Origin of the sequence: uncultured Thomasclavelia sp. (genome assembly GCF_944324745.1) — a bacterium.
Lineage (GTDB): Bacteria > Bacillota_I > Bacilli_A > Erysipelotrichales > Coprobacillaceae > Thomasclavelia.
In genome coordinates this window covers 21,423-48,136 of record NZ_CALUXO010000035.1, presented here as the reverse complement: position 1 = coordinate 48,136, position 26,714 = coordinate 21,423, and the positions used below count along the sequence as shown (strand labels likewise).

The 26,714-nt window shown below is 31.6% G+C and carries 24 protein-coding genes; 6 read left to right on the top strand and 18 right to left on the bottom strand.

The genetic code is table 11. The features are described 5' to 3' along the window. Nucleotides 1-197: 197 nt before the first annotated feature. Nucleotides 198-524 (bottom strand): hypothetical protein, encoded by a 327-nt coding sequence (locus Q0K54_RS03745; RefSeq protein ID WP_294578519.1) that lies wholly within the window; start codon nt 522-524, stop codon nt 198-200. A 330-nt stretch (nt 525-854) separates the two neighbouring features. Between Q0K54_RS03745 and Q0K54_RS03740 the strand changes: the two genes are divergently transcribed. Both Q0K54_RS03740 and Q0K54_RS03735 read left to right on the top strand, forming a co-directional pair. Continuing rightward, complete coding sequence (locus Q0K54_RS03740; RefSeq protein WP_294578518.1) at nt 855-1,262, top strand: MarR family winged helix-turn-helix transcriptional regulator; 408 nt, start codon at nt 855-857, stop codon at nt 1,260-1,262. Continuing rightward, nucleotides 1,250-2,191 (top strand): AEC family transporter, encoded by a 942-nt coding sequence (locus tag Q0K54_RS03735; protein WP_294578517.1) that lies wholly within the window; start codon nt 1,250-1,252, stop codon nt 2,189-2,191. The genes Q0K54_RS03740 and Q0K54_RS03735 overlap by 13 nt, the downstream gene beginning before the upstream one ends. Nucleotides 2,192-2,222: 31 nt before the next feature. Here Q0K54_RS03735 and Q0K54_RS03730 read toward each other — a convergent pair whose 3' ends face one another. The 13 genes from Q0K54_RS03730 to gmk form a co-directional block, all read right to left on the bottom strand. Next, nucleotides 2,223-2,810: a thiamine diphosphokinase gene (locus tag Q0K54_RS03730; protein WP_294578516.1), complete on the bottom strand. Its 588-nt coding sequence runs from the start codon at nt 2,808-2,810 to the stop codon at nt 2,223-2,225. Then, nucleotides 2,807-3,448: a ribulose-phosphate 3-epimerase gene (rpe, locus tag Q0K54_RS03725; RefSeq protein ID WP_294578515.1), complete on the bottom strand. Its 642-nt coding sequence runs from the start codon at nt 3,446-3,448 to the stop codon at nt 2,807-2,809. Before rpe ends, Q0K54_RS03730 begins: the two co-directional genes overlap by 4 nt. Then, a complete protein-coding gene (gene rsgA, locus Q0K54_RS03720) occupies nt 3,441-4,313 on the bottom strand; it encodes a ribosome small subunit-dependent GTPase A (RefSeq protein ID WP_294578514.1) in 873 nt (290 codons plus the stop codon). Before rsgA ends, rpe begins: the two co-directional genes overlap by 8 nt. A 9-nt stretch (nt 4,314-4,322) precedes the next feature. Beyond that, nucleotides 4,323-6,296 (bottom strand): Stk1 family PASTA domain-containing Ser/Thr kinase, encoded by a 1,974-nt coding sequence (pknB, locus tag Q0K54_RS03715; RefSeq protein ID WP_294578513.1) that lies wholly within the window; start codon nt 6,294-6,296, stop codon nt 4,323-4,325. A gap of 1 nt (nt 6,297) precedes the next feature. Further along, nucleotides 6,298-7,035: a Stp1/IreP family PP2C-type Ser/Thr phosphatase gene (locus Q0K54_RS03710; protein ID WP_294578512.1), complete on the bottom strand. Its 738-nt coding sequence runs from the start codon at nt 7,033-7,035 to the stop codon at nt 6,298-6,300. Further along, nucleotides 7,035-8,066, bottom strand: a complete 1,032-nt coding sequence (gene rlmN / locus Q0K54_RS03705; protein WP_294578511.1) for a 23S rRNA (adenine(2503)-C(2))-methyltransferase RlmN — start codon at nt 8,064-8,066, stop codon at nt 7,035-7,037. The genes Q0K54_RS03710 and rlmN overlap by 1 nt, the downstream gene beginning before the upstream one ends. Before the next feature lies 1 nt (nt 8,067). Continuing rightward, entirely contained in the window at nt 8,068-9,321 is a 1,254-nt protein-coding gene (gene rsmB, locus Q0K54_RS03700) for a 16S rRNA (cytosine(967)-C(5))-methyltransferase RsmB (protein WP_294578510.1), read from the bottom strand. Nucleotides 9,322-9,332: 11 nt separating this feature from the next. Next, on the bottom strand, nt 9,333-11,525 hold the full coding sequence (gene priA, locus Q0K54_RS03695; protein WP_294578509.1) for a primosomal protein N': 2,193 nt from the start codon (nt 11,523-11,525) through the stop codon (nt 9,333-9,335). 76 nt (nt 11,526-11,601) lie between these two features. Beyond that, nucleotides 11,602-12,117 carry a nitroreductase family protein gene (locus Q0K54_RS03690; RefSeq protein ID WP_294578508.1) on the bottom strand — a complete coding sequence of 172 codons (516 nt, stop codon included), beginning with the start codon at nt 12,115-12,117 and terminating at the stop codon, nt 11,602-11,604. A 55-nt stretch (nt 12,118-12,172) separates the two neighbouring features. Then, entirely contained in the window at nt 12,173-12,745 is a 573-nt protein-coding gene (locus Q0K54_RS03685; protein WP_294578507.1) for a YdcF family protein, read from the bottom strand. Nucleotides 12,746-12,871: 126 nt separating this feature from the next. Continuing rightward, a complete protein-coding gene (locus Q0K54_RS03680) occupies nt 12,872-13,180 on the bottom strand; it encodes a hypothetical protein (protein ID WP_294578506.1) in 309 nt (102 codons plus the stop codon). Between the two features lie 76 nt (nt 13,181-13,256). Beyond that, nucleotides 13,257-14,102 (bottom strand): patatin family protein, encoded by an 846-nt coding sequence (locus tag Q0K54_RS03675; protein ID WP_294578505.1) that lies wholly within the window; start codon nt 14,100-14,102, stop codon nt 13,257-13,259. A gap of 55 nt (nt 14,103-14,157) precedes the next feature. Further along, nucleotides 14,158-14,730 (bottom strand): guanylate kinase, encoded by a 573-nt coding sequence (gene gmk, locus Q0K54_RS03670; RefSeq protein ID WP_294578504.1) that lies wholly within the window; start codon nt 14,728-14,730, stop codon nt 14,158-14,160. 117 nt (nt 14,731-14,847) lie between these two features. Here gmk and Q0K54_RS03665 point away from each other — a divergent pair, with 117 nt between their 5' ends. Further along, a complete protein-coding gene (locus tag Q0K54_RS03665) occupies nt 14,848-16,491 on the top strand; it encodes an NFACT family protein (protein ID WP_294578503.1) in 1,644 nt (547 codons plus the stop codon). A gap of 22 nt (nt 16,492-16,513) precedes the next feature. Here the strand turns inward: Q0K54_RS03665 and Q0K54_RS03660 are convergent, their stop codons facing one another. Beyond that, nucleotides 16,514-16,813: a hypothetical protein gene (locus tag Q0K54_RS03660; protein ID WP_294578502.1), complete on the bottom strand. Its 300-nt coding sequence runs from the start codon at nt 16,811-16,813 to the stop codon at nt 16,514-16,516. Between the two features lie 76 nt (nt 16,814-16,889). On the opposite strand from Q0K54_RS03660, the gene pgeF reads away from it, so the two are divergent. The 3 genes from pgeF to Q0K54_RS03645 all read left to right on the top strand — a co-directional run bounded on the left by pgeF (nt 16,890) and on the right by Q0K54_RS03645 (nt 20,023). Next, complete coding sequence (gene pgeF / locus Q0K54_RS03655) at nt 16,890-17,648, top strand: peptidoglycan editing factor PgeF (RefSeq protein WP_294578501.1); 759 nt, start codon at nt 16,890-16,892, stop codon at nt 17,646-17,648. Between the two features lie 496 nt (nt 17,649-18,144). After that, nucleotides 18,145-18,441, top strand: a complete 297-nt coding sequence (locus Q0K54_RS03650; RefSeq protein ID WP_294578500.1) for a phasin family protein — start codon at nt 18,145-18,147, stop codon at nt 18,439-18,441. Beyond that, nucleotides 18,428-20,023 (top strand): AarF/ABC1/UbiB kinase family protein, encoded by a 1,596-nt coding sequence (locus tag Q0K54_RS03645; RefSeq protein WP_294578499.1) that lies wholly within the window; start codon nt 18,428-18,430, stop codon nt 20,021-20,023. Before Q0K54_RS03650 ends, Q0K54_RS03645 begins: the two co-directional genes overlap by 14 nt. Nucleotides 20,024-20,046: 23 nt before the next feature. On the opposite strand, the gene Q0K54_RS03640 is transcribed toward Q0K54_RS03645, so the two are convergent. The 3 genes from Q0K54_RS03640 to Q0K54_RS03630 form a co-directional block, all read right to left on the bottom strand. Next, nucleotides 20,047-21,534, bottom strand: a complete 1,488-nt coding sequence (locus Q0K54_RS03640; RefSeq protein ID WP_294578498.1) for an NAD(P)H-hydrate dehydratase — start codon at nt 21,532-21,534, stop codon at nt 20,047-20,049. 246 nt (nt 21,535-21,780) lie between these two features. Further along, the gene (locus Q0K54_RS03635) at nt 21,781-23,247 is read right to left on the bottom strand and encodes a C40 family peptidase (protein ID WP_294578497.1); all 1,467 of its coding nucleotides are present in this window, start codon (nt 23,245-23,247) and stop codon (nt 21,781-21,783) included. Nucleotides 23,248-23,483: 236 nt separating this feature from the next. Further along, complete coding sequence (locus tag Q0K54_RS03630) at nt 23,484-26,714, bottom strand: FtsX-like permease family protein (RefSeq protein ID WP_294578496.1); 3,231 nt, start codon at nt 26,712-26,714, stop codon at nt 23,484-23,486.

Sequence of the window (26,714 nt, the reverse complement as noted above, 5' to 3'; positions counted from 1 at the left end):
AGGATCACTAAACATGTTATCAAATACATCATCAAAAGTTGCAAATCCAGGTAGTAATTTCATATAAATCATCTCCTTTTAAATTTATCCATTGAAATTACTTCATGAATAATCATCTTTTTCTTTTTACAACTATTATTATAATCACTTTTTTAGCACTGTCAAGTCTAGAGTGCTAAAAAATTAAATTTTTTAGTTTATTTTTTTGCATCCACCATTAGATACTTTTGAATAAAAGGATAAACAGCAAAACACAACCTACATGAATCTGTTTCTATCCAGGCTGTCGCTTTCATTCTTTCTATTTGAGTCTTTTTACATTCTTCTTTATTAAATCGCTCTTCCCTTTTTCTTTCTGGGATCCCTAAAACTCCATTTAATGCTTTAGCCAGGCAAGCTCTAACATAGACAATACCTTTACCGCTAATAGTTGGATCGTCAAATTCCAATGAAGTATCAGTAAGAAGACTTAATAATCTAATAGCACTACCATATTTACGAGTTACTAATAAACTATTTTTCATCTTAATCCTGCATTAGTAGTTACTGTTTTATGAGTACACCAATTAGCATCAGCTTAACAGCTTTTGTCGTATTTGCTGGAACATGATAATCTTATTGGATTAAAAATTGAGCCCTTTGTTTCATTAAATCAAATAACTCTTGTTTTAATATTATTTATGACATCGATTAACTCTCCATCATTCCTATATTTTTCTATCATATTTAAATTTAATACTGTTGATAAATAAAAAAAGATTATAATTTGTTCTTTTTATAAAATTTTTTTATAGAAATTTTCTATTGACAGTTAGAATTCTAATTATTAAAATTCTAAACATTGGAGGTGTGAAATGACTTATCATCAGTTAATGCTTGAAAATCAAACACTTTTTACTAAAAAAATTTATGAACAATTACATGATTTATCTAGTGGTCAACCTAAAGTATTAGAATATTTATTAGACCATGAAGGTTGCATGCAAAAAGAAATTGCTCATTCTTGTTTAATTGAACCAGCATCAGTGACTTCATTATTAAACAAAATGGAAAAAGATCATTTAGTTACCAGGCAGATTCAAGATGGAAATCGCCGTAATCTACATGTATTTCTTACTAAGAAAGGTAAAGAAAAAGCAATTAGAGTAAAAGAAGTTTTTATCAAGATGGAAGATAAGACTTTGGAAGTTTTATCACCAGAAGAACTAGATCAATTATTAACATTATTGGGGAAGGTGAATAAAAATTTATGGAATATGTAAATCTAGTTATTAATCAAATAATTATTTTTATTATCTATGCTTTAATTGGAATTATTGCTATCAAAAAGAATATTTTAAGTGAACATGGTTTAACATATATATCTAATTTAGTAATCAAAATTACTTTACCAATCATGCTTTTTTATAATACTGTTAGTGGGGTTACTAAAGAAGATTTTTTTAATTCCTTATCAGTCTTATATCTTACAATTCTTTTTTATTTTCTGTTAATCCTTGTTAGTTTTATTTTAAAAAAGATTTTTAAATTAAAAAAAGATCAGGGAAATGTCTATATGGCCTCAACAATGTTTGGAAATGTTGGGTTTATTGGGATTCCAATCATTAGTACTTTATTTCCAGAAAAAGGAATGTTATATATTGCTTTATTTACGATTGTTGATCAGCTGTTATTATGGACATTAGGTGTTGAGTTAACAACTAAAACAGATTCAAATAACAAATTTGATTTAAAACGATTACTGAAAATGATCAATCCTTCTACGGTTGCCATTGTTTTAGCAGTAATCGTCGTAATGTTAGATATTCAATTACCAACAACACTAGCAACAGCTCTATCTAGAATTGGTAATGTTACCTCACCACTGGCAATGATTTATTTAGGCGGTGTCTTTTGCTTTATTGATGCTTTTTATTATTTTAAAAGAATTGAATTTTATGGCAGTGTCATCATAAAAATGTTAATCATGCCACTTATTTTCTTTTTTGCGATTACAAACTTAACATCTATTGATACTAATATCATTACTACTTTAACGATCTTGATGGCTATGCCAACAATGTCTTCGATTGCAATGTTGGCTAAATCTCAAGACTGTTATGGTGATTATAGTTTAGGGTGTGTTTTAGTGACAACAATTGCATGTATCATAACGATTCCATTAGTTTGTTTTTTAATCACCTTAATATAAAGAGGTCTAGAAATTTGTTTTCTAGACCTCTTTAATCTTTAGATTTAACTAAAATAATTTTATTTGATGTGGTTACTACGGCCTGATTATCTTTTACCTGATTAGAAACACATAAAGGATCATCGCGTTTAAGCAAATAGTGTTCTAATGGATAGTCAGCACCACTAATATCAATATAACTATGATCCAAAGCAAATAATGAAAAATATTTATAGTCATCTTGATTGATCAAATGCTCCCCTGGTAATAATAACTGGATGATATTATGATCATCAATGATTCGAATTTTAATATCTGAGTATTTTTCTAATAAACAAACAGCACTAAAGAAATGATCTAAACGACCACCAGTAACCCCATAAATATCAATTTCATCATAGCCATGGGCAATTGCATAATCAACAGCTGCATGAGTATCCGTTACATCTTTTCGAGTCGGTAATCTAGTAATTTTTAGATGACTTAATACTTCAGGATGATCAATTGAATCAAAATCTCCAATAGCATATATTGGTTTAATTTGGGCTTTTAATAAAACTTCCACCCCACGATCGACCCCAATATAATCAATTGAAGGGTCAATTTGATTAGCTAAAGCGCTACAAATTCCGATTTTCATTTTAAAGAATCAATCTTTTGTAAGTAATCATCACTACCAAAGATATAACTTCCAGCAACTAAAACATCAGCTCCGGCATCACGACATAATTTAGCAGTTTGTTTATTTATACCACCATCAACTTCAATTAAATAATGATAATCATTAGTTTCTTTTTGGCTAGCCAACCAGCTGATTTTTTCTAACGCAGAATCATTGAACTTTTGACCACCAAATCCTGGTTCCACTGACATAACTAGAATTAAATCTAATTTTGATAAATATGGTATTAAAACTTTGACATCAGTATCCGGTTTAATCGAAATACCCACGGCAACATTTTTACTTTTTAAATAATCGATTAAATCACCAATTTTATCTTCAGCCATAGCTTCAAAATGAAATGTAATTGAATCAGCATGACTATCAATAAAATTATCTACATATTTTAAAGGATCACTAATCATCAAATGAACATCTAAATATAAATCAGTTACCTTACTTACATCGTTTAAAATACTATAACCAAATGAAATATTAGGGACAAAATGTCCATCCATAACATCATAATGAACCCAATCAGCTTCTTTAATAGCATCTAATTCTTGTTTTAAATATGCAAAATTAGCTGATAATAATGAAGGGGCAATTTTAACCATACTTTCGTTCCTCTTTCTTTTTTACTTCTTGTAGATTTACTAAATAATGCTCGTAGCGTTCTTGAGTAATTAATCCATCAGCTACAGCTTGTTTAACAGCACAATGCGGTTCACTGTCATGAAGACAACCCCGGAACTTACACGATTGACTTAATTGTCTAAAATCATGATAAGCAACTGCTGCTTCTTGTGGTGTCATCGTTAATTCCAGTGATGAAAAGCCTGGTGTATCACCTAAATAACCACCATACATCTTAATTAATTCAACATGCCGTGTTGTATGTTTTCCACGACCTAATGATTTAGAAATAACATTAGTTTCCAAATTCAAATTAACATCTAAAGCATTCAATAAGCTGCTTTTACCGACACCACTTTGACCAGTAAAAACAGTTACTTTATCTTTAAAAATACTTTTTATTTCTTCAATTCCATAATTACTAGTTGAACTGGTTTTAAAAACTCGATAACCAGCTTTTTGATAATCATCATAATATTGACTAATCATTTTTTCATCTGCAAGATCGAACTTGGAAAAAATTATGATTGGCTCAATTTGATGATGTTCAATCACTAGTAAAAACTTATCTAACAGAACCGATGAAAAATCCGGTTCTTTACATGAACATACAATCAATGCCTGGTCAACATTGGCAATTGTCGGACGAACAAGCGCATTTTTCCGGGGCATAATCTTCATAATATATCCTTCTGATCCGGATATCTGATATTCTACAAAATCGCCAACTAGAGGCTTAATTTCGTCTTTACGAAATTTACCTCTAGCGCGACATTGAATTACATTTTGATTATCCTCTACATAATAATATCCTGATAAAGCTTTAATAATTCTTCCTTCTGGCATTATTACCTCCTAATCTTCTTCATGATCACCATTATCTGGAGCAACTGAATAATAATATAATGTTACAGTCGTACCTTTTTCTTTGACTGTTGTATCTGCTTCAGGACTTTGTCCTGCAACTGTATTAACTGATCTAAATGGATAAGCACTTAATAAACTTTGATCAGTTGACTTAGATAAATCAACTGGATTTACTTTAAACCCATTATTTTCTAAGATTGATGTTGCAGAAGAAATAGTTCGATCAAAGACATCACGAACCTGATAAGTCCGTCCTTGAGAAACCGTCAAAGTAATATTACGATCATTATCATCAGGATCAATTCGATATCCTTCTGATAAACTTTGTCGAATAACTGTTCCCTCAGCTTCATCGGAATCTTCTGTTTCAATCGTAACCTGGAAATTCAGTTTCTTTAAAGCTGCAGTAGCATCATTTTGACTCATACCAACATAATTATCAACTACTATATAATCACCTTTAGAAACTGTTAAAGTAATCGTTAGATTTTCACTATCATTTGGATCTAGCCTAGTTCCTTTTTCTTTATTTTGAGAAATTACCTCGCCACGAGGACTTGAAGAAACTTCTTCTTCAATTACTACTTCAATATCCACAGTATCACTCAATTTACTGATTGCTTCTTCCGCTTCACTTTGAGTCATGCCTACATAATTATCTAAGACAATATACTTGCCACTAGAAACCGTTAAGACAACAACATCACCTTCAGCAATCGAGCTTCCAGCTTTCGGATTTGTTTCAATAATTTGTCCTTCATCATATTCTTCCGATAACTGTTCAATAATATCATCACTAATAGTGACATTATATTCTTCTAATAAAGTCTGCGCCTCATCAACGGTCTTGCCTGCTAAATCTGGCATCAAATTAACTGATGAACCACTATTTAAATAAATAACAAAAGCAATGGCCAAAACGACTAATGCTGTTATTGCTCCAATCAATACTTTAGATCTGGTACTTAATCCTTTGATCTTTTTGACAAAACGTTTAAAAAAGCCATCATTGCTTTCTTCTTCAGTTTCTGATACTGTTTCTTTAATTTCATCAGTATCACTGGCAAAAAAGGGCGATTTGGAATCAACGACGATCGTCGGTTCTGCCTCTTGATCATCATGATTGAAAACTAATTTTTCTTGATCTGGATGTTCTAGACAAGTATTGATGTCATCAAGCATTTCAGCAGCGCTTTGATAACGATCATTTAAATTTTTTGCCGTTGCTTTAATTACAATATTTTCGACTGATTGTGGAATTGACGGATTGAAATCCAATAACGAAGGTAAATCTTCTTGCATATGTTTTAAAGCAATATTTACTGGTGATTCTCCATTAAAAGGTACTTCTCCCCGTAATAACTCATAAAAAACAATTCCTAAAGCATAAACATCACTTTGAGCCGTCGCTTTTTCACCACGAGCCAGCTCTGGAGCCAGGTAATGTAAAGAACCCATAATAACATCAGTTTGCGTTACTTGAGCTAAAGATTGCATTGAAGCAATTCCAAAATCGGCAATTTTGGCTACACCACTGTCAGTAACTAGAATATTTTGAGGTTTTATATCTCGATGAATAATTCCCAACTGATGAGCTTTGGCAATCCCACTGACAATCTGTTTCATCAGATCAATTGCTTCAATATAATGAACAGCACCTCGTTTTAAAATTAATTCTTTTAATGTTGTTCCTGGTACATATTCCATTACTATATAATATTTATCTTCATCTTCTCCCACATCATAGATTTCTACGATATTACGATGAGAAAGAGCTGCTGCAGCACTTGCTTCTCGTTGAAATCTAGTAACGTAGATTGGATCTTTTGCTAGAGAAGTTCTTAAAATTTTAATCGCAATCGTTCGATTTAAAATGATATCTTGCGCCAAATAAACATCAGCCATACCTCCCTGGCCGATTAATTCCAACAATTCATAACGTTCTGCAATTATTTTAGCCATTTTATCTTCCTCCCTGGTTATCGATGATAGCCACACCAATATTGTCACGACCACCATTTGCATTAGCCTGGTCAATTAATTCAATTACTTTTTCCGTTACTTTTGTATCTTTAAGCAATATTTCTTTAATCATTTCATTGTCTAAACAATTATATAGTCCATCACTGCAAAGTAATAAAAGACTATTCGTAAAATCTAATTCTAATAATGAGGGTTTTAACTCAGTTTGGGCTCCGATGGCCTGAGTTAAAACATTTTTTTGTAAATGATGTTGGGCCTCTTCTGAGGTAATTGCCCCACGATCAACCAATTCATTAACTAACGTATGATCCTTAGTTACTTGTTGCAATTGTCCATCTTTTAGAATATAAGCACGACTATCACCAACATGGGAAATATACAATTTATCATCCATAAAAATAGCTACAACGATTGTCGTTCCCATTCCTTGATGTTCAATATTTTGCATTGCCATCTTTTTAACGATTTCATCACATTCAACAATTGTTTCCTGTAACCACTTTTTTAATTCATCAGAGTTATCAAATGGGGGAATAATGTCAAAACAGCTCATAATATGATCCATCACGACCCGTGAAGCTATTTCACCGGAACGATGACCACCCATTCCATCACAAACAACGGCAATTACCTGTTCTTTGGTATTAGCATTAACAGCTGCCTGATCTTGATTTTTACTTCTTACTTTTCCGATATCTGTTTTTGCATAATAATTCATTATTTCACCCTACCTCTTTTGGCCCGTAGCTGACCACAGGCCCCGTCGATGTCGCGACCGTGTTCTTTTCGCAAAGTTACATTGATATGTAGTCGTAATAACTCACTTTTGAATTTTTCAATTGTCGCTTGATCACTTGGCTGATACTGATCGTATTCATCAACTTGATTATATGGTATCAAATTGACATAAGCATTAAGCCCTCTTAAATAATGAGCTAGTTGTCTGGCACAGACTAAACTATCATTGACATCTTTTAATAGAATATATTCAAAAGTAACCCGACGGTTAGTTTTTTGAATATATTCACTAATTGCCTGTCGCAAATCATCCATAGAATAACGGCGATTAATCGGCATCAGCTGATTACGGATTTCATCATTAGGAGCATGTAATGAAATTGCTAAATTAGTTTGAATTCCTTCTTCACTATAGCGTTGAATTCCAGGAATCAAACCACAAGTCGAAACTGTAATATGTCTGGCACCAATTGCCAATCCAAATGGATTATTAATAATTCGAATACAATTCATGACATTATCATAATTATCAAATGGTTCACCAGTTCCCATCACAACAACATGACTAATTCTAATTCCTGTGTCATGCTGAACTTTCATGATTTGAGCAACGATTTCACCAGGTGTCAAGTCACGTTGTTTACGAAGCAGACCACTGGCACAAAAGCTACATTTCATATTGCAGCCAACCTGACTAGTTACACATAAAGAACGACCATAATCATGAATCATTAAAACTGTTTCAATCAAGCTGCCATCCAATAATTCAAATAAATATTTGATTGTTCCATCTTGTGATACTTGTTTTTCAGCAATTTTTAAAATATCTAATGTAAAATGTTCCTTTAATTGAGCCTGTAAATCTTTAGCGATATTCGACATTTCGTCGAAAGATCGAGCTTCTTTTTGATAAAGCCAGCCAAATACTTGTTTAGCCCGAAACACCTTTTGATTGATTGAAGCAAAATACTCTGTCAATTGTTCTAAAGAATAATCATAAATATTTTCCATATTAAATCCCTTTTTCTAACTTGCACATATAAAATCCATCACTATCATATTCAAATGGTAAAATTGTTCTTTCCTCAATGATTTTCATATCTGGATATTTAGAAATGAATTTTTGTATCATCAATTCATTTTCTTTTTTATTTATAGTACATGTGCTATAAACCATTTTACCATTTTTCTTCAATAAATAGTAGGCATTGTCCAATAATTTTGATTGAATCACCATAATTGAATCTAACAATTTAGAATCATGATAACGAATTTCTGGTTTTCTTTTAATAACTCCTAAACCACTACAAGGCCCATCAAGCAAGATTTTATCAAATGTCTCTGGTGAATATTGTTCTTTTAACGCCATAGAATCACCTTCATGTAATTCAACATTACTAACTCCTAAGCGTTTAAAATTAGCTTTTACTAATTCGATTTTATGTTCAAACAGATCATATGCCACTATTTTCCCACGATTATGCATCAAAGCCGCCATATGGGCTGTTTTCCCTCCAGGAGCACAACACATATCTAAAACCAAATCATCTTCTTGAGGATCCAATAACGGAGCTACCAGTTGACTTGATTCATCTTGAATTGCCAGTTGTCCTTCTTTAAAATAGCTGGTATCACCAATATTACCTGAACGATAAAGAACACTATCGTCAGCTAATTTACCACTAATAAAATTACTATCTTTTAATATTTCTTCCTTACTGGTTTTTAAAGTATTAACTCGTGCCATTCTTTTAGGTGGCGTATTATCATCAAAACATATTTGTTTAGCAATTTGATAGCCATATTGTTTATTTAACATCTTAACCAGCCATAAAGGGTGACTAGTTTCAATTGATAACTTTTCTAATGGATCCTGTTTGTCAATTTCTCTAATGCCACTTCTTACAAAATTTCTTAATATAGCATTGACAAATTTACCGGCAAAATTATCTTTTTGTTTAGCTAACTTGACAGCCTCATTAATAATTGCATATTGGGGTATTTTATCCAAAAAGATCAACTGATATAAAGACATTAATAAAATCAGTCTAATTTTCTTTTTAACCTTTTTTCCTTCAATAAAAGGAGCTAACTGATATTCAAGATAAATCTTGTTTTGAATTGTTCCATAAACAATTCTTGTTGTCAAGTCTTTATCACTTCTTGATAAAGTACTATTATCTAAATATTCATTTAATGTTAAATTCAAATAACTCTGTTCATCTGCATATTTCATTAATATTTTTAATGCTGTTTTTCTAGCCATCACACTCACTCCTAAATCTGATTATATGGATTAAAGTCACAAACTACATTAACTCTAGTTCCCTGTTGATTATAAAAATCGCTCATTCGCTGTAAAACAGGATATATTGCTTTACTATTAGTAAATTTAATTAAAATTCTTTTTCGATAAATATCTTGCATTCGATAAATAAGGCTATTAGCCGGTCCTAAAATTTCAATATTTTGCAATTGTTTTTGTAAATACTGCTTGATTTGATTAGCATTTTTATTAACTGCTGCCTCGTCTTTTCCTTGAATAATAATACTAAGCAAATGGACAAATGGTGGATATTTTCCTAAGCGCCTGATTTGCATTTCCTGATTAAAAAACTGAAGATAATCATGATTTTTAACACATTTTAAAACAAAATGATCGGGATTAAATGTTTGGATCATAACTGTTCCCTTTTTTTGCCCACGACCACTGCGACCAGAAACCTGTTCTAGTAACTGAAAGGTCCGTTCATTTGCCCGAAAATCCGGAATATTTAAACTAAGATCAGCGTCTAAGACCCCGACAAAAGTAACATTTTCAAAATCTAAACCTTTAGCAATCATTTGCGTTCCTAATAAAATATTAGCTTCCTGTTTTTCAAATCGTTCTAATAACTTTTGATGTCCATCTTTATTTTTAGTAGTATCAATATCATAACGGATTACTTTAGCACCTTCAAACATCATCTCAATCTGTTCTTCAACTTTTTGGGTTCCAGTTCCAAATAGCCGTAACTTTCCATGACAATCAGGACAATCATGGGGCATGGGAATTTGATATTCACAATAATGACATTTTAACTTATTTTCATATTTATGATAAGTTAAGGTTACGTCACAATGAGGACATTTAATTACTTCACCACAATCTAAACATCTTACATAAGAAGCATAGCCACGTTTATTTAATAATAAAATGACTTGTTCATGATTATCGATACATGATTGAATCTGATCTTTCATTGCTCTAGAAAACAATGAATAATTATTTTTTTTCATTTCCTTGGCCATATCGATCAATTCAATCTCCGGTAAAGGAAAATTATTAATTCGCTTTGGTAATTCATATAAATCATAAATTCCCTTTTTAGCACGACTATATGATTCTAACGAAGGAGTTGCACTGCCTAAAACAACTGGACAATGATGATATTGTCCCCGAATCCGTGCTATTTGGGCTGTTTGATAGCGCGGTTTACTTTCCTGTTTATAACTAGGATCATGTTCCTCATCTAAAATAATCAGCCCAATATTTTCTAATGGAGCAAAGATAGCACTTCTAGCACCTACAACAATTTTAACTTCATGATTTAAAATCCGACGATATTCATCATAACGCTCTCCAGATGATAATTTTGAATGAATAATAGCCACCTGACGACCAAATTTATGTTTAAAAGCATTGACCATCATTGGGGTTAAGGAAATTTCTGGTACTAGCATTAACACTGTTTTATTATTTTCAATTACATATTTCGACAGCTGTAAATAAACTTCGGTTTTCCCAGAACCAGTTACTCCATGGATCAAAGCTGTATGGAAAGTATCAATTTTACTGATGATGCCATTAACTACTTTTTGTTGGTCATTAGTCAGTACAAACTCTTGAGTCTGTTTATGATCATCTAAGAATGGATCACGATACTGTTCCACTTTTTTAATAACAACAGCTTTTTGCGCTACTAGTTTATCTAATAAAGCTTTACTATAAGGAAAATCCTTTAATAAAAGATTTTGATGTTTTTTTAAATACTCTAATGCTTCTTGCTGTCTAGGTGTTTTAACTGAAATATTATCATCAATTACTTCAATGACATTTTGATATTTGATACCAACACTTTTATTTGTGCTCGGTTTTAACTGTGGCGGCAACATTGCCTGTAAACAACAGATTCGCGGTGAAAGTGTTAATTTAGCTAAAGTAATTGATAAATCTTGCAATTCCTGATTCAACAACGGCTTTTTATCAATCACTTTAGTAATATAACGATACTTAAAACCGGCTTCCTGTTCTAATTCTTCTTTAGTTTTATCCGTAAATTTACATCCTGTAACATATCCAATTATATGCTGATACCCAAAAGTAATCGATACCCGAACTCCCGGCAATAATTCTTCTTTTGATAAATAATCAAAATTAGTATCCAATGCATGCGTTGGATGTTCTACTAAAACTTGTACAATATACACCTAGATCACTCCATTTTTTTAATATTCTACCACAAACAGCTAATAATGCCAAAAAAAGAAAACTGCTTAAAAGCAGTTATACTCGAATAATTCGATTTTCTTTTCTAGGCTTAGCTTCTGGTGTTTCCGTTGCATAACCTAAAATACAGTTTCCAATTCCCACATAATTTTCAGGAACATTCCATTTTTTCAATAATTCTTGACCTTCAGGACTATTGAAAACTTCTCTAGCCCGATGGATCCAACAAGAATCAACTCCAACAGCATGGGCTGCATTTAATAAATTACCCATTACTAAACTTCCATCTTCAACATAAGTTCCAACAGTGCTATCAGCTAAAACAACAATAACTGTTGGTGCTCCATAAAACGGATCACCATCATTTCCCATAACTCCAGCATTAAGTTTTGATAGCTGGTTGATTGTTTCTTGATCTTGAACTACAACCATAATCGTTGGTTGGCGTCCCATCCCAGAAGGTGCATATAAACCAGCCTCTAAAATTTGTTTTAATGCTGCTTCATCAACTTGTTTATTTTGAAAACTACGAACACTACGACGTGTAATTAAATTATTAATTGTTTCATTCATTGACCAATACCTCCTTAACTTATTTAATTATAACATAATTTTTTACTGGAATCAGTTAATATAATCCCTTAAATAAATTAATATACATATTTAAATTAGTATATATATGCAAACAAATAACCTTAATAAGTGAATAATCAGCTGGTTTTTTAGCTTTATACATTACATAGTGATATTTAAATTTACGAGCATAGTGATCGGCTTTTCGAAGATGCCAGCTGTTAGTAATTACTAAACAATCTTTAAATCCCATCTCAGCTACAATTTCTTTACAATACATTAAATTATGATAAGTACTTCGAGATTTAGCTTCAACAATCGTATCTTCTAATAAAACCCCTAAAGTAACCGCATATTCTTGCATCACTTTAGCTTCAACATATTGATTTTTTACAGCCCCACCTGATAAAATCAACTTTTTGATCTTTCCCTGTTGATATAAATAAACACCAGCTTCTACTCTTGAAGCCATAATTTTAGAAGGCGATCCATCATCATTAGCCGGATAACCACAAACAATCCCACAATCATAACTTTTATCAGCTATTTTTTGCTTAGGATTTTTAAAAAAGCTAAAAAAGATCACTAAATTAATTAGAATAAAAATTATAATGATTAAATAAAGCATTTTCCCTCCTGAATATCTACACTCATTAATAAATCCATTAAATATATTATAGCTTAATTAATCTCAAAACAAAGACAACCATCAAAAATTTCCAAAAAGCCACTAGAAAAATCTAGCAGTTACTATCTAATCCTGAGAATATTTTTTAAAAACAAAACTAGAAACAATAACCACAACAATCAAAAACAACCAATAACAATCGATACTTTGCTTAGTAATATAATCATAAATAAAAGAAATCCCATATAATATTATAACACTTACTGATCCAATAACGTACTTATCATCAAACTTTAGAATCAAACCATTAATTAGAACCATCCCCAACAAGTGCATACCAATAAAAAAATAATCCCATCCAAAAGAATAGATATGATAAATCATATACAAAACAATTAACACATCAAATAAAATAACATCCTTCTTTTTACTCATTTTCTAAGCTCCTCCCTTTACAATCATTTTTAAATGATTATCAACCAGTTACTATCAAAAACAAGTAAATATCATCTTAAGAATCCGTTAAATATTGTTTTAAATCATTAATAATTTTATTAGCATCGATAACTCCCAAATCATAAATTTCCTGTAATCGATCTGGATCTTTTTCTAATCGTTTAATTGGAACGGTTTTACTGGGACGGATGACAAAGATTTTATGTTCCTGTTCCAATTCAATAATTTTTTCTACTGTTTTATTATAATTTAAATATCGATTGTTGATGGTTTGAACGAAATTAGGATAACGATGGTAAAAAAGTTTGGGAATTAATTGATTACTTTTTTTCTTTCGATATTCTATTGGTCTCGTTAAAATAACAATGATTTTATCATAGCCTAGTTGTTTGGCTTTTTCAATGGGAATACTATCAGCAATACCACCATCTAGATATTCTTGATCATTGATAGTGACAATTTTAGAAACAAATGGCATCGCTGAAGTAGCTCGAAAAACTTCCATTTGCTTATAAGCATTAATAATTTTAATATATTCTGGCTGTCCGGTTTTTAAATTAGTAACAGTAGCTAAAAATTCAATATTTGATTTTGCAAACGTTTCTTGATCAAACGGATCTAACTTTAAAGGAACTTGATAATAAGCAAAATCTTTATTAACGATATTTCCAGTCGTTATTAGTGAATGTAAACCCATATAACGTTTATCACCAACATATTTTTTATTATATCTAAGCGTCCGTCCTTTTTGTTTAGAAACATAATTTACTCCAAACAAAGCGCCAGCGGAAACCCCAATAATTCCATCAATATTAATTTGTTGATCCAAAAAAACATCGAGTACCCCAGCTGTATATAACCCACGCATGGCTCCGCCTTCTAAAACTAATCCAACTTTCATCTCTAACCCTCCAAATCACTAATATTTTATATCTAAACTAAAAAATCAGGATTTTTTAATCCTGATTAGTTTGATGATTCTTTATTATTTGCGCAATCTTATCTTTAGCTTTAATGACATCATCATTTTCAACAACAAATTTATATTCATCCTTAGTAGCAATTTCTTTGCGCGCCTTAGATAAACGTTCTTGAACGATTGCTTCTTCTTCAGTTCGACGACCGCGAATTCTTCGTTCTAATTCTTCCATACTAGGTGGTACTAAAAATATAGTTGTGGCATCAGGACATTTCTCCATTACTTGCAAGGCCCCTTGTACCTCAATTTCTAAAACAACATTTTTACCTTGAGCTAATAATTTTTCAACATATTCTTTTGGTGTTCCATAATAATTACCGACAAACTTAGCCCATTCTAATAACTCTCCTTGCTTTACTTTTTCTTCAAATTCACTTTCTTCAACGAAAAAGTAATCAATCCCATCTCTTTCATTTGGTCGTGGTTTTCTAGTAGTCATCGAAATTGAATATGCTAGATTTAAACTATCATCTTTAAATAGTTCTTCTCTTACAGTACCTTTACCAACTCCACTAGGGCCACTTAAAATAATCAGCATTCCTTTTTGCACGTTCTACACCCCTTAGTCATTTTTTATTATATCAATCATACAAAATCAAAGAAACAATGTCAATTATTTTCATGTTATTTATTTGGCAACTATGATATACTAAATGCGGTGATGAAAATGTCTTATGATGGAATAATGATGCATCGAGTTATTGATGCTTTAAATGATACGATTAAAGGTGGTAGAATTAATAAAATCTACCAGATTTCTAAATATGAATTATTAATTAACATTCGTAGTCAACGAACTAACTTTAAGTTACTGTTATCTTGTCATCCCATGTATGCAAGAATTCAGTTAACTAATTTAAACTATCCGACTCCTGATAGTCCTAATCCCTTGACCATGCTATTTAGAAAACATTTAGATGGTGGTTATATTAAAGAGATTGAGCAAGTTGAATTAGATCGAATTTGCCATATGACCCTTGCTAGCTACAACGAATTTGGTGATTATGTTGAATATCATTGTTATATCGAAATTATGGGTAAACATTCAAATATTATTTTATGTAATCATGAAAACAAAATCATTGATTGTTTAAAACGCATTACTCCTAATATTAATAGCGAACGGTTTATTCAACCTGGGGCCATTTATCGATTACCGCCAATGAACCCTAATAAACTAAATCCGTTTGTTAGTGAGTTTATTGAAAACAATAATTTAACGAAAGTATATCAGGGAGTATCGCCAATTTTATCAAAAGAAATTATTTATCGTCATGATAATGGTGAAGATTTTAAGGCTATCATGAATCAACTGCAAACTAGTGACACTCTTTATTTATCTAAAGTTGATGATCGTGAATATTTTCATTTGATTCCTTTAACTCACTTAAATGTTAAACCTGAAAGTTATCCATTATTTGATGGTCTAGATTTACATTTTAATTTAATTGATCAAAAAGAACGAATCAAGCAACAGACTTCGAATTTAATGAAATTTATTCAAAACGAATATCAAAAAAATGTTAATAAATTAGCAAAATTAGAAGCAACCTTGGATGATTCTAAAAATAGTGATGAATATCGAATTATTGGCGACTTATTATATTCTAATCTCCATTTAATAAAAAAAGGAATGCGCCATATAGAATTAGACAATTATTATGATGGAACAAAGATCATGGTTGATCTAGACGAGAAACTTGACCCTAAAGCTAATGCCCAAAAATATTATAATAAATATCAAAAAGCCAAAAATTCTATCAATGTCTTAAATGAACAAATTGATCTAACCAAAAAAGAAATCAATTACTTTGACAGCCTAATTACTTTAATGAATAATGCGTCATATTATGATGCTTTAGAAATTAAAGATGAATTAGAACAACAAGGTTATCTAAGAAAGAAAAAGAAAAATAACACTATTAGAAAACAAAAACATCCAGCTTTTGAAACCTACTTTACTAAAGATGGAATTGAAATTTGGGTTGGTAAAAATAATCTTCAAAATGATTATTTAACATTTAAACACGCCCATCGCTATGATACCTGGTTTCATGTTAAAGATATGCCTGGAAGCCATGTAATTGTCAAAGGTAATAATTTAGATGAATATACGATTCGTCTTGCCAGCAATATGGCCGCTTGTTTATCAAAAGGTAAAAACAGCAGTAGTGTTCCGGTAAACTATACATTAGTCAAAACTTTAAAAAAACCTCATGGTGGCAAACCCGGACAAGTTTTATTAGATAGTTATAAAACAATTTATATCGATCCTGACATGGCCTGTTTCGAGGAATTAGAAAAAAAATAGATGCTTAACGCATCTATCTTTTCTAATTACCACAGCCACAGCTTCCGTTGGTTACGTTAGTATTATAACCACTGTTGTTTCCATTAAATCCTGCATTAGTAAATGGATTACCATTACTTTGTGTGAAATAAGTTTGTTCATAACGAGGATAATACCGTGGATAATAAACTACGTTACAAACATGTCGGCATTCGATTGGGCAAATAATTGGTTGTTCAACATATTGATTAGTACATTTAGTACATACTTTTCTAGGAGCTACGATTGGTGTTGCCCGGCAATTATTTTGACAACCACAGCAACATGAATTATTGCAAAACATCATTTCCACCTCCTTTAATATACTATATGTTTTGATTTAATTGAAACTTAGACAAATTACACAGAAAGGAAAAAATATGAAATTAATACCATGGAATATTGCTTCAAATATTGAAGCCTATACTGTTACCAAAGAACTTGGTGATATGTCGTTTAATAACCCTGATAAACAATTAATTTTAAACAATCGCCAACAATTAGCCAAACTATTAAAAACCGATTTTGATCATATGGTTGCTCCACGGCAAGTCCATTCAGCTAATTTTAAAGAAGTAAGTTTAAAAGATGGGGGTAAAGGCATCTACGATCACGAATCAGCTTTCCAAGAAACTGATGCCTTATATACTAAAGATAGTGATTTATTTTTATTATCATTTCATGCTGACTGCACGCCAGTATTATTATATTGTCAAGATACTGAGATAATTGCTGCTATTCATTCAGGCTGGCTAGGAACAACTAAGCAAATTGTTTCTAAAGTAACTAGTCATTTAATCAATCATGAACACTGTGACCCTAAACAAATCAAAGCTTATATTGGTCCTTGCATTTGTCAAGATTGCTTAGAAGTTATGGATAATGTCATCGATTTAGTTAAACAGATGGATTTTGACACTAGCCCATTTTATTATCAAACTGACGAATTACATTATCAATTAGATAACAAAGGCTTAAATAAACAGATGCTATTAAATTTAGGCGTTCTTGAAAAAAATATCACCGTTTCTCCATATTGTACGGTTGAAAATGATGATTTGTTTTTTAGTTATCGTAAAAATAAAGATAATGGTCGGAATATTACTATCATTAAACGAAAAGCGACTATGACTAAATAATCTACTAAACAGCCCAGATATTTGGGTTGTTTTTTATCAGATATTTTTAAACATTTACTTTAAAAATAGCGATAAGACACGAGCTTATGTTTATTTTATCTTGTTTCTAAAACTACACATTTATATAAATTCGTTGTAAAATAAGAATATAAATAATCATAGAAACTGGGTAATAAAGATGCTATTGCTTAATGATCTAAATAATCTTTATAAATTAATGTTATAGTCATAATTTAATAGATAAATTTTTCTTTTTAGATGTTGTCAGTACTGTTATTTTTAGAAAATTTGTTATTGATTTCATGGTGAAAATATTCTTAATATTATCAAGGCAAAAAGCTCATGTTATTAATATTGAAATCACAAAAATAATTAAAAAAACCAATTTTATAAGCTATAAAACCATAGCTAAAACGGTAGAGAAATCAACAGTGACGACAATTGATTACCAGATACAAGTTTCTATGAGATTAAATTACAAAAAGGAGGAGACATTATGAATAATTTTAGTGAAGATCTAAGAAAGTTATTATTAGCAGGAATTGGTGCTGTTGCCATAACAGCTGAAAAGTCCAAAGAAGTAGTTGAAGATTTAGTTAAAAAAGGTGAGTTAACAGTTGAACAGGGAAAGGTTTTAAACGAAGAACTTAAACATAATGTTGCCGAAAAACTTAGAAAACCTGTAAGTGTTGAAACAGTTGAACAAGATTTGCAAAAAATGGACGTAGATGACTTAGAAAAATTAAAACAAAAGATTGAGGAATTACAAAAATTAAAGAATGAATCAAAATAATAGTTTATCTACCAAACGGCGTCTGGCACAAATTCTGGCAATCCTGAGAAAACATCATATAACAAAAGGAATTGATCCAGTAAAGTTTAGAATGATTTTAGAGGATCTAGGACCAACATTTGTTAAGATCGGTCAAATAATGGCTTCACGACAAGATATGTTTTCTCAGCGTTATTGTCGAGAATTAGTGAAGTTAAGAGATAATGTTGCGGCTATGAACTTAGATGTAGTAAAAAAAGTTATCGAAAATGAATATCAAGAAGATTTAAACCAAGTATTTATTAATTTTGATGTTACTCCCTTAGGAAGTGCTTCTATTGCTCAAGTTCATAAAGCAACATTAAAAGATGGACGTCAAATTGTTGTAAAAGTTCAACGTCCGGGTATTTATGATATGATGGAAAGAGATATTTCTTTGATCCGTCGGGCCGTAAAAATTTTAAAGTTAAATGATGTTTTAGGAAGTGTTGTTGATTTAAATATCGTTTTAGATGAATTTTGGCATACTGCTAAAGAAGAAATGGATTTTCTAAACGAAGCTAATTTTGCTAAAAGATTCGCTCATTTTCACCAAGATATTAATTTCATCGCAGCTCCTAAGATTATTGATGAATATAGTACCAGCAAAGTGCTGGTAATGGAGTATATTGAAGGTTATGAAATTGATGATCGTATCACACTAAAAGCATCCGGCTATGATTTAAAAGAAATTGCTGCAAAGTTAGCCGAAAACTATATTAAACAAATTGTTGATGATGGGTTTTTTCATGCCGATCCCCATCCGGGTAATTTAAGAATCAGAGATGGAAAAATTGTCTGGATTGATTTTGGAATGATGGGAATTTTAAATCGTTTTGATAAAGATTTGTTGAAAGATGCCGTTTTAGCCATTGGACAAAATGATACTCAAAAACTGGTTGATGTAATTTTAACTCTAGGCCAACATGATAATCGAATTGACTATGCTTTATTTTATGATGATATTGAAACCTTTATGAAACGCTATGTGACAATGGATTTAACTGATATTAACCTGGGTGATGTAGTCCAAGAAATTTTTATGATTGCTCATAAACATCGAATCTCCATGCCTAAAGGAGTAAGCATGTTGGCACGGGGATTAGTAACGATTGAAAGTACGGTAATGTTAATAGATCCTCATATTAGTATCATTGAAATTGCCGCCAACCATGTTGCTAGTCATCTGTCAAAAGAATTTGATATAAAAAAAGAATTAACAAATTCTGCAAAAAAGCTATATGATGCTAGTCAAAACATCCTCAATCTTCCAATACAACTTTCCGAAGTCTTTAAAATGATCATGAAGGGAAGATTAAAGGTAAACTTAGATATTATGGAATCTAGCGTACCAATGAAAGCAATAAATCATATGGTTAATAAATTGATTGTTGGAATTGTCAGTGCCGGATTATTGATGGCCAGTAGTTTGCTTTGTACAACACAGATGACACCTAAAGTTTTTGGTATTCCTGCTTTAGGTTTTATTGGTTTTATGACCGCAGTCGGATTAGGAATTTGGTTGTTATTGACTGTTTTAAAGGAAAGAAAGAAAAATAAATAATATAATGAAAACAGCTCAGTTAATTATTTTGAGCTGTTTTCATTTAAAATCACTTGCATCGCCTCTGGAATTAATTTAATTAACTCACTAGGAATTACAGTATAATTATGGTCTTCAAGTTCATCTCCACAAGTCCCGTGAAGATAAACACCTAATATCGCACTATCAATAGCTTGATATCCTTGTCCTAGAAAACTAGAAATAATTCCTGCTAAAACATCACCCATACCAGCCGTAGCCATTGCTTTATTTCCAGTAATATTTCGATAAACATGAATTCCGTCACTAATTAGAGTATTTGGTCCTTTTAAAACCATAATAACCTGATACTCTAAAGCAAACTGTGTTGCTTTTTCTACCATATCTAATTCATCGCTAACTGGACATAACCGTTTAAATTCACCAACATGTGGTGTTAAAATGACCGGTACTGTCACACTCTTTAATAAATCTAAATGTTTTGCCAATAAAGTTAAACCATCGCCATCAATGACGATTGGACATTTAGCATTAGTTAAAACGTCGATTAAATACTGTTCACTCTGACTATTTAGTCCCAAGCCAGAACCAATCAAAATAGCATTATAATTATCAAATATTTCTATTGTTAATCTTTCTGGTCTGATCATTGAAGTACACTCTGGTGTCATCACTGTCAAAGCATCGATCACTTTATCAGTTGAACAAACACAAACTATCCCACTACCAGTATAAACAGCCGCCTTGCTGGCTAGCAAAGCCGCTCCTCGATAGTGATTGCATCCAGTTAAATGCAATATTTTTCCATAAGTCCCCTTATAGCCATAGTAATCACGTTGCTTCAAGTGATTTTTAACCCATAATGGACTAACTAATTTAGCCAATTTTAATTCTTGTCGTAAATCTTTAGCCTGTAATAATTCAACTGCTATTTCACCTGTATATTGATGACATTCATCATTTAAAAACCCTTGTTTAATCGACGTTAGCGTAACTGTTTTGTGGGCTTTGATTACACTCCCTAATGGAACTCCTTTATCAGGGCTTAAACCTGTAGGAATATCAATCGCTATTACTTCAGCATTATTTTGTTCATTTATCAAATCAACCAGTGTCTTGGCCATTCCTCTAACAGGACTATTTAAGCCAAAACCAAACATCGCATCAACAATTAAATCAGCCCAGCGGATATCACTTTCAAAAGCTTTAAGATCTTCTAAAGCCATGATAGTAATCGGAACCTCCATTTCTTGAGCTTGCTGCAAATAAAAATTATTAGCTTTTGAAAACTTTTCAGGATTTCCAAAGCAATAAACTTTAACTGCACGAGAGCGAATATGTAATTTAATTGCTAATGATATTCCATCTGCCCCATTATTACCCGGACCACAAACAACTACGATTCGATTATAATTTAAACAATGTGGCAGTATTTTATCACTGGCTTTGTCTACCAGTTCTTCAATCTGATATCCTTCGTTTAATAAAGCCTGATCATATGCTTTCATCTGTTTACTTGTTGCTACAAACATAAATTCACCTAACCTTTTTCTATTCTTTTAAATCAACTGATTATTATCAATAATTATATTATAACACTAATCTTAAAACAGCTGCCTTTACTATTTAATTATATACTGATTATTAAAAAAACACAAAAGATTATGGAACATCAACATTTACCAATAAAACTTCTTTTTTCGATTTGATATCAAAGTCTGACCATTAATTTAAAACAAAAAAAAGACTCACTGATATATCAGTAAGTCTTAATTTTACTATTTTACTCTAATAGCACATACAAATCCAGAACTTGATACCGATGAAATTTTAACTACATCACCAGTTTGAGGTGCGTGGATGTATTGTCCATTTCCAATATAAATTCCAACGTGTCCAGATTTCCATAAGATATCCCCAGGTTGTGCATTAGAAATACTAATTTGAGTTCCAGCACTCTTTAAAGCTGAAGATGAATGTGGTAAAGATACTCCTACTTGAGCATAACACCATTTAACAAAACCAGAACAGTCAAAGGCATTAGGCCCTTCAGCACCCCATTTATATGGGCATCCTAAACGAGAATAAGCAGCAGACAAGACACTATTACCATAATTGTTGCTTGGAGCAGATCCACTGTATTTATTGCCTGAAGAAGAAACCTTCTTGTTAACTTTAACAGTTAAACTTGCAGTACCAGTGTTTCCAGCAGCATCGGTAACTGAATATGTAGCTGTCTTAGTCCCAGAACTAGATGTACTTGGAGCCGCAATCTGTACATTTCCACGAACATCACCATCTTTATTGTCGATTGCAGAACTAATATAAGAACTGAAATCAACAGAATCACCAGCGTTAACTGTAATTTCACTTTGACTTAATGAAATAACTGGAGCAGAAAGATCTTTTACAACTACATTTAATGTAGCTTCAGAAACATTTCCAGAACTATCAGTAACACTTAATTTTAATGGTTGTGTTTCATCTAATTTTAATGTATCAACCCCACCTTCAACGTTAGGTGTCATTACACCATCAACGTTGTCAGTAACATTAACATACGCATTTAAATCAAAAGCACTTCCATAATCAACTGTAACAGTATCACCTTGTGTTAAATTGATAACTGGTGCTTCTAAGTCACTTACAACAAATGTAAATGTTTCTTCTGTTTCATTTCCAGAAGCATCATCAACTGTTAAAGTAATATCTTGTTGTCCCTTAACAGCTGTATTTAATGGTTCGCTAGCTTTAATGAATGGTGTAACCTCACCATCAACATTATCAGTAGCTTTTACATAACTTGCAAAATCAGTACTTCCATTAATTGGTACTTCAATAACATACCCTTGGCTAGAACCTAGAGCTTCAATTTTTGGAGCCTCAATGTCAACAACATTAACAGTTACTGTTTTAGTTGCTTCATTTGAAGCAGCATCAGTTGCACTTACTTTCACATCATAGCTTCCTAATTGGTCTACGTCTAATGAGGCAGTATCAACTGAAACTAAAATATCGTCACGACTATCTTTATTGTCGCTAATATCAATACTATTAACATCAAATTCTTCACCATAAACTAAATCAATCTGATTAGATATAATTTCTGGTTTTTCTTTATCTGCAGCGGCATAACCAACTAACATGAAACTAGCTACGGCTGCAATTGGAATGAACATAGCTTTTCTATTAGTGATGTACTCATCCACCACCTTTTTTATGCCCTCTTTTATATCTCTTTCCATTCGTTACCTCCTTTCAATAACATATCCAAGGCTTATTATAATATTTTTTGAATTAAAAATCCACCCCTGAAACCATCTTACATTGTATACAATCCGCCAAAGCTCCCACTATCATTGCATTTTAGCAAATTGAATTTTTTTAATTTTTTTTAAGAAAAACTTAAGATTTTCTTTAGTCCTAAATAATAATTTGCATATTCATAAAACAAATTCTTCCAAATATCCATTTTTTAGCATTATTCAATACTTTTTAGAGATTCAACCATATCAATCTTATTCAATACTCTGCGCATTCCAAAGTCAATTAAATACGTAAAAGCAATAGTGAAAATAATTGCTAAAACGAAGCTCATTAAATTAACTGTTCGAATAAACATCGCCAATTCAACTTCAACTGTATAAATAATAAACATATGCAATACTTTCCCTAATCCTAAACCTAGGATTGAACCAATAACTGATAAAATGATATTCTCTCTAAAAACATAATCATAAACTTCTTTAGGATAGAAACCTAAGACCTTGATAGTAGCAATTTCACTCTTTCTTTCTTGAATATTAATATTAGTCAGGTTATATAAAACAATAAATGCCAAAGCCCCGGCACAAACAATTAAGATAATAACTACACTATCGATACTAATCATTTGATCTCTAAAATTTTGAGATATTCCAGCAGTATAATTCACCGAACTAATATTATCATTATTATTACAATATTCAGTGATTTTATCTTCACTTTCCTGTCTATCTAAAGAAAAATAAGCATAGTTTTCTTCAACCGTATTACCTGTTAGATCTTCATAAAAATCTTTAGTCATATAAAGCTGATGTTGGAAATAGAGAGTCATCAATCCTGTAACTTTTACTTCATATTCATGATCATCGATCGTTATTTTAATCTTATCACTTGGTTCTACTCCTAATAATTCAGATAATTTAGCTGAAATAACAACACCTTGATTATCTAAAGTTATTTTTTGATGATCATGATAATCAACTAAATTAATAAATTGACTGAGCTGTTTGTCATTTTCAAAGACTTCTAATGTACCATAATAATCTTTATCACCATGAACTGTGGCACTTTCACGCTGGAAAGTACTAACGTTTTCAATTGACTTTTGGTCTTTAAAATCAGCTACTGCTGAGGCTAAAGCTTGATCACCCATGCCACTATTAAATACCACTAAACCATCATAAGTAAAAATTTCGCCGTATTGTTTATCCGCTAAGGTAGATACTGAATTACGGATCCCAAAACCGGTAACGATCAAAGCAGTACATCCGGCAATTCCAATGATTGACATAAAGAATCGCTTTTTATAGCGGAAAATATTGCGCATTGTTACTTTCTGATTAAAAGAAAGACGTTGCCAAATAAAAGTTATACGCTCTAAAACAATTCGCTTACCCATCTTAGGAGCCTTTGGTCTTAATAAACTAGCTGGCATTTCACTAACTTCACGATGAGCAACTAAATAAGTTACTAATAAAATAATCGCTACTGAAACAGCAAAAGTTTGTATGCAGATAATCAGATCAAAGACAATTTTAATTGGTGCTCCCACATTAAATAACATCCGCTGATACAAACCATAAATAATGGTAGGGAAAAAATATACTCCAGCAATAATTCCGATGATACTGGCAATAAATGTTGCTAAAAAAGCATAAATTATATATTGATTAGTTATATCTTTTCGATGATAACCTAATGCTCTAAAAGTACCACTTTGAACTCGTTGTTCTTCTACCATTCTAGTCATCGTCGTCATACTGACTAACGCCGCAACTAAAAAGAAAATCAACGGGAAAATTGCAGCAATAGCATCGATAGAATCACTAGCTGAAGAAAAACTTAATACTCCGACATTTTCTTCTCTAGTTAAAGTTACTAACTCACCAGTTGGAATATCATCAAGTGCTTCTTTACCATCTTCCAATTCAACTAAAGCATTATCTAATTCTACCGCAGCATTGTCTAAATCAACCTTGGTTTCATCTAACAAACTTTTAGTTTCATCAAGTGTTATTTTACTTTGATCTAGCTGTTTTTTAGAATCAGCTAAAGTAGTACCGGTTTCATCTAAAGTCGCTTTTGAAGCATCTAACGTTGCCTTAGTATTTTCCAAAGTAACTCGAGCACTTTCTAATTCGGTAAATGAAGCATCCAAAGTAGCTTTGGCTGCTGGTAAATTAGCTTCATACTGACTTACAGCGTATGCCAACTGCTCAATTTGAGTAATTTGTTCCTTTAATGCTACTAATTCTGGTGTGGTCTCCGGTATTCCGGCATCAATCATCGATTGATACTTAGCTACTAACTGATCATATAATCCTGAAACCTGATCGTATTGTACTTTATATGTTTCATATTCACTTACCTGCTGATTATAACTAGCTAATCCAGCATCATATTGAGCTTTTCCTGATAAGTATTCATTATAACCATCTTCATATTGGCTATATCCAGCATTATAAGCCTTTAGACCATCTTGATATTGACGATAACCGTCATTATAAGCATTAAGGCCGTCTTGATATTGTTTCAAGCCATCCTCATATTGGGCTACACCATCATTATAAGCATTTAAACCATCCTGATATTGCTTTAATCCATCCTGATATTCTTGATAACCTTGATTATAAGCTTCATTAGCATCATCTACTAATTGTTTATTAACATCTTCTACTCGCTGATCTAAAATTTTTTCAATTTTTTGATTAACATTTTGAACATAATCTAAATAATCATCACTAAAATACTGATAATTATTTTCATTTTTTAATGTGATCCTAATTTCATTAAAAACTGTTGTTTCTCTTAGATCATATAAATCCTGCGGTAAAGCCAGATTTTCATTGCCACTGGTCAAAATTTGAATAAAACCTTCATTGGTCCCATCCCCAAGTGAATTAGTTCCTCGTTCAACTGAACTTAAAAAACGGGGATCATTAATCAAACCAATAACTATAAACTCTTTAGTTCCATTATCATTGGATACAATGATCGTATCGCCTGTTTTGATATCAGCTTGAGTTGCATAATTATAATCAACTAAACACTCATTATCTTGATTGGGATATTTTCCAGTAACCAGTTCAACTTGATTGACCTGATTTTCAAAATCTAAATTAGTATATACGCTAACCCCATTGACCTGATCATTAAAAGAAACTAATGCATCAAAACGATTACCGTATTCAACCACTTTAACTTCATCAACATCACTAATTGCAGCAACATCATCTAAAGTAAAACCCAAAGTTGCCACATAATTCAAATCATTAAATTGATGATCAGCAAGATATTGATTGATCGACTCTTCCATAATCAAAGGCGTATGCCGTAATCCAGCAAAAAAAGCTGCTCCTAGAAAAACAATGCAAAAGATTGACAAAAAACGCGCTTTAGTATTGAAAATAGTGCGAATTTGATTTTTTACATAAGCCTGTTTTTTCAT

What these genes read in the sequence shown, in the direction of transcription:
- Q0K54_RS03665 (WP_294578503.1), top strand. Translation starts at nt 14,848, where the DNA reads ATGTCTTATGATGGAATAATGATGCATCGAGTTATTGATGCTTTAAAT.
- Q0K54_RS03645 (WP_294578499.1), top strand. Translation starts at nt 18,428, where the DNA reads ATGAATCAAAATAATAGTTTATCTACCAAACGGCGTCTGGCACAAATT.
- rpe (WP_294578515.1), bottom strand. Translation starts at nt 3,448, where the DNA reads ATGGTTAAAATTGCCCCTTCATTATTATCAGCTAATTTTGCATATTTA.
- rsmB (WP_294578510.1), bottom strand. Translation starts at nt 9,321, where the DNA reads ATGGCTAGAAAAACAGCATTAAAAATATTAATGAAATATGCAGATGAA.
- rlmN (WP_294578511.1), bottom strand. Translation starts at nt 8,066, where the DNA reads ATGGAAAATATTTATGATTATTCTTTAGAACAATTGACAGAGTATTTT.
- Q0K54_RS03650 (WP_294578500.1), top strand. Translation starts at nt 18,145, where the DNA reads ATGAATAATTTTAGTGAAGATCTAAGAAAGTTATTATTAGCAGGAATT.
- Q0K54_RS03685 (WP_294578507.1), bottom strand. Translation starts at nt 12,745, where the DNA reads ATGCTTTATTTAATCATTATAATTTTTATTCTAATTAATTTAGTGATC.
- Q0K54_RS03735 (WP_294578517.1), top strand. Translation starts at nt 1,250, where the DNA reads ATGGAATATGTAAATCTAGTTATTAATCAAATAATTATTTTTATTATC.
- Q0K54_RS03630 (WP_294578496.1), bottom strand. Translation starts at nt 26,714, where the DNA reads ATGAAAAAACAGGCTTATGTAAAAAATCAAATTCGCACTATTTTCAAT.
- Q0K54_RS03745 (WP_294578519.1), bottom strand. Translation starts at nt 524, where the DNA reads ATGAAAAATAGTTTATTAGTAACTCGTAAATATGGTAGTGCTATTAGA.
- Q0K54_RS03640 (WP_294578498.1), bottom strand. Translation starts at nt 21,534, where the DNA reads ATGTTTGTAGCAACAAGTAAACAGATGAAAGCATATGATCAGGCTTTA.
- Q0K54_RS03675 (WP_294578505.1), bottom strand. Translation starts at nt 14,102, where the DNA reads ATGAAAGTTGGATTAGTTTTAGAAGGCGGAGCCATGCGTGGGTTATAT.
- Q0K54_RS03730 (WP_294578516.1), bottom strand. Translation starts at nt 2,810, where the DNA reads ATGAAAATCGGAATTTGTAGCGCTTTAGCTAATCAAATTGACCCTTCA.
- rsgA (WP_294578514.1), bottom strand. Translation starts at nt 4,313, where the DNA reads ATGCCAGAAGGAAGAATTATTAAAGCTTTATCAGGATATTATTATGTA.
- Q0K54_RS03740 (WP_294578518.1), top strand. Translation starts at nt 855, where the DNA reads ATGACTTATCATCAGTTAATGCTTGAAAATCAAACACTTTTTACTAAA.
- pgeF (WP_294578501.1), top strand. Translation starts at nt 16,890, where the DNA reads ATGAAATTAATACCATGGAATATTGCTTCAAATATTGAAGCCTATACT.
- Q0K54_RS03660 (WP_294578502.1), bottom strand. Translation starts at nt 16,813, where the DNA reads ATGTTTTGCAATAATTCATGTTGCTGTGGTTGTCAAAATAATTGCCGG.
- Q0K54_RS03710 (WP_294578512.1), bottom strand. Translation starts at nt 7,035, where the DNA reads ATGAATTATTATGCAAAAACAGATATCGGAAAAGTAAGAAGTAAAAAT.
- pknB (WP_294578513.1), bottom strand. Translation starts at nt 6,296, where the DNA reads ATGGCTAAAATAATTGCAGAACGTTATGAATTGTTGGAATTAATCGGC.
- Q0K54_RS03690 (WP_294578508.1), bottom strand. Translation starts at nt 12,117, where the DNA reads ATGAATGAAACAATTAATAATTTAATTACACGTCGTAGTGTTCGTAGT.
- Q0K54_RS03680 (WP_294578506.1), bottom strand. Translation starts at nt 13,180, where the DNA reads ATGAGTAAAAAGAAGGATGTTATTTTATTTGATGTGTTAATTGTTTTG.
- Q0K54_RS03635 (WP_294578497.1), bottom strand. Translation starts at nt 23,247, where the DNA reads ATGGAAAGAGATATAAAAGAGGGCATAAAAAAGGTGGTGGATGAGTAC.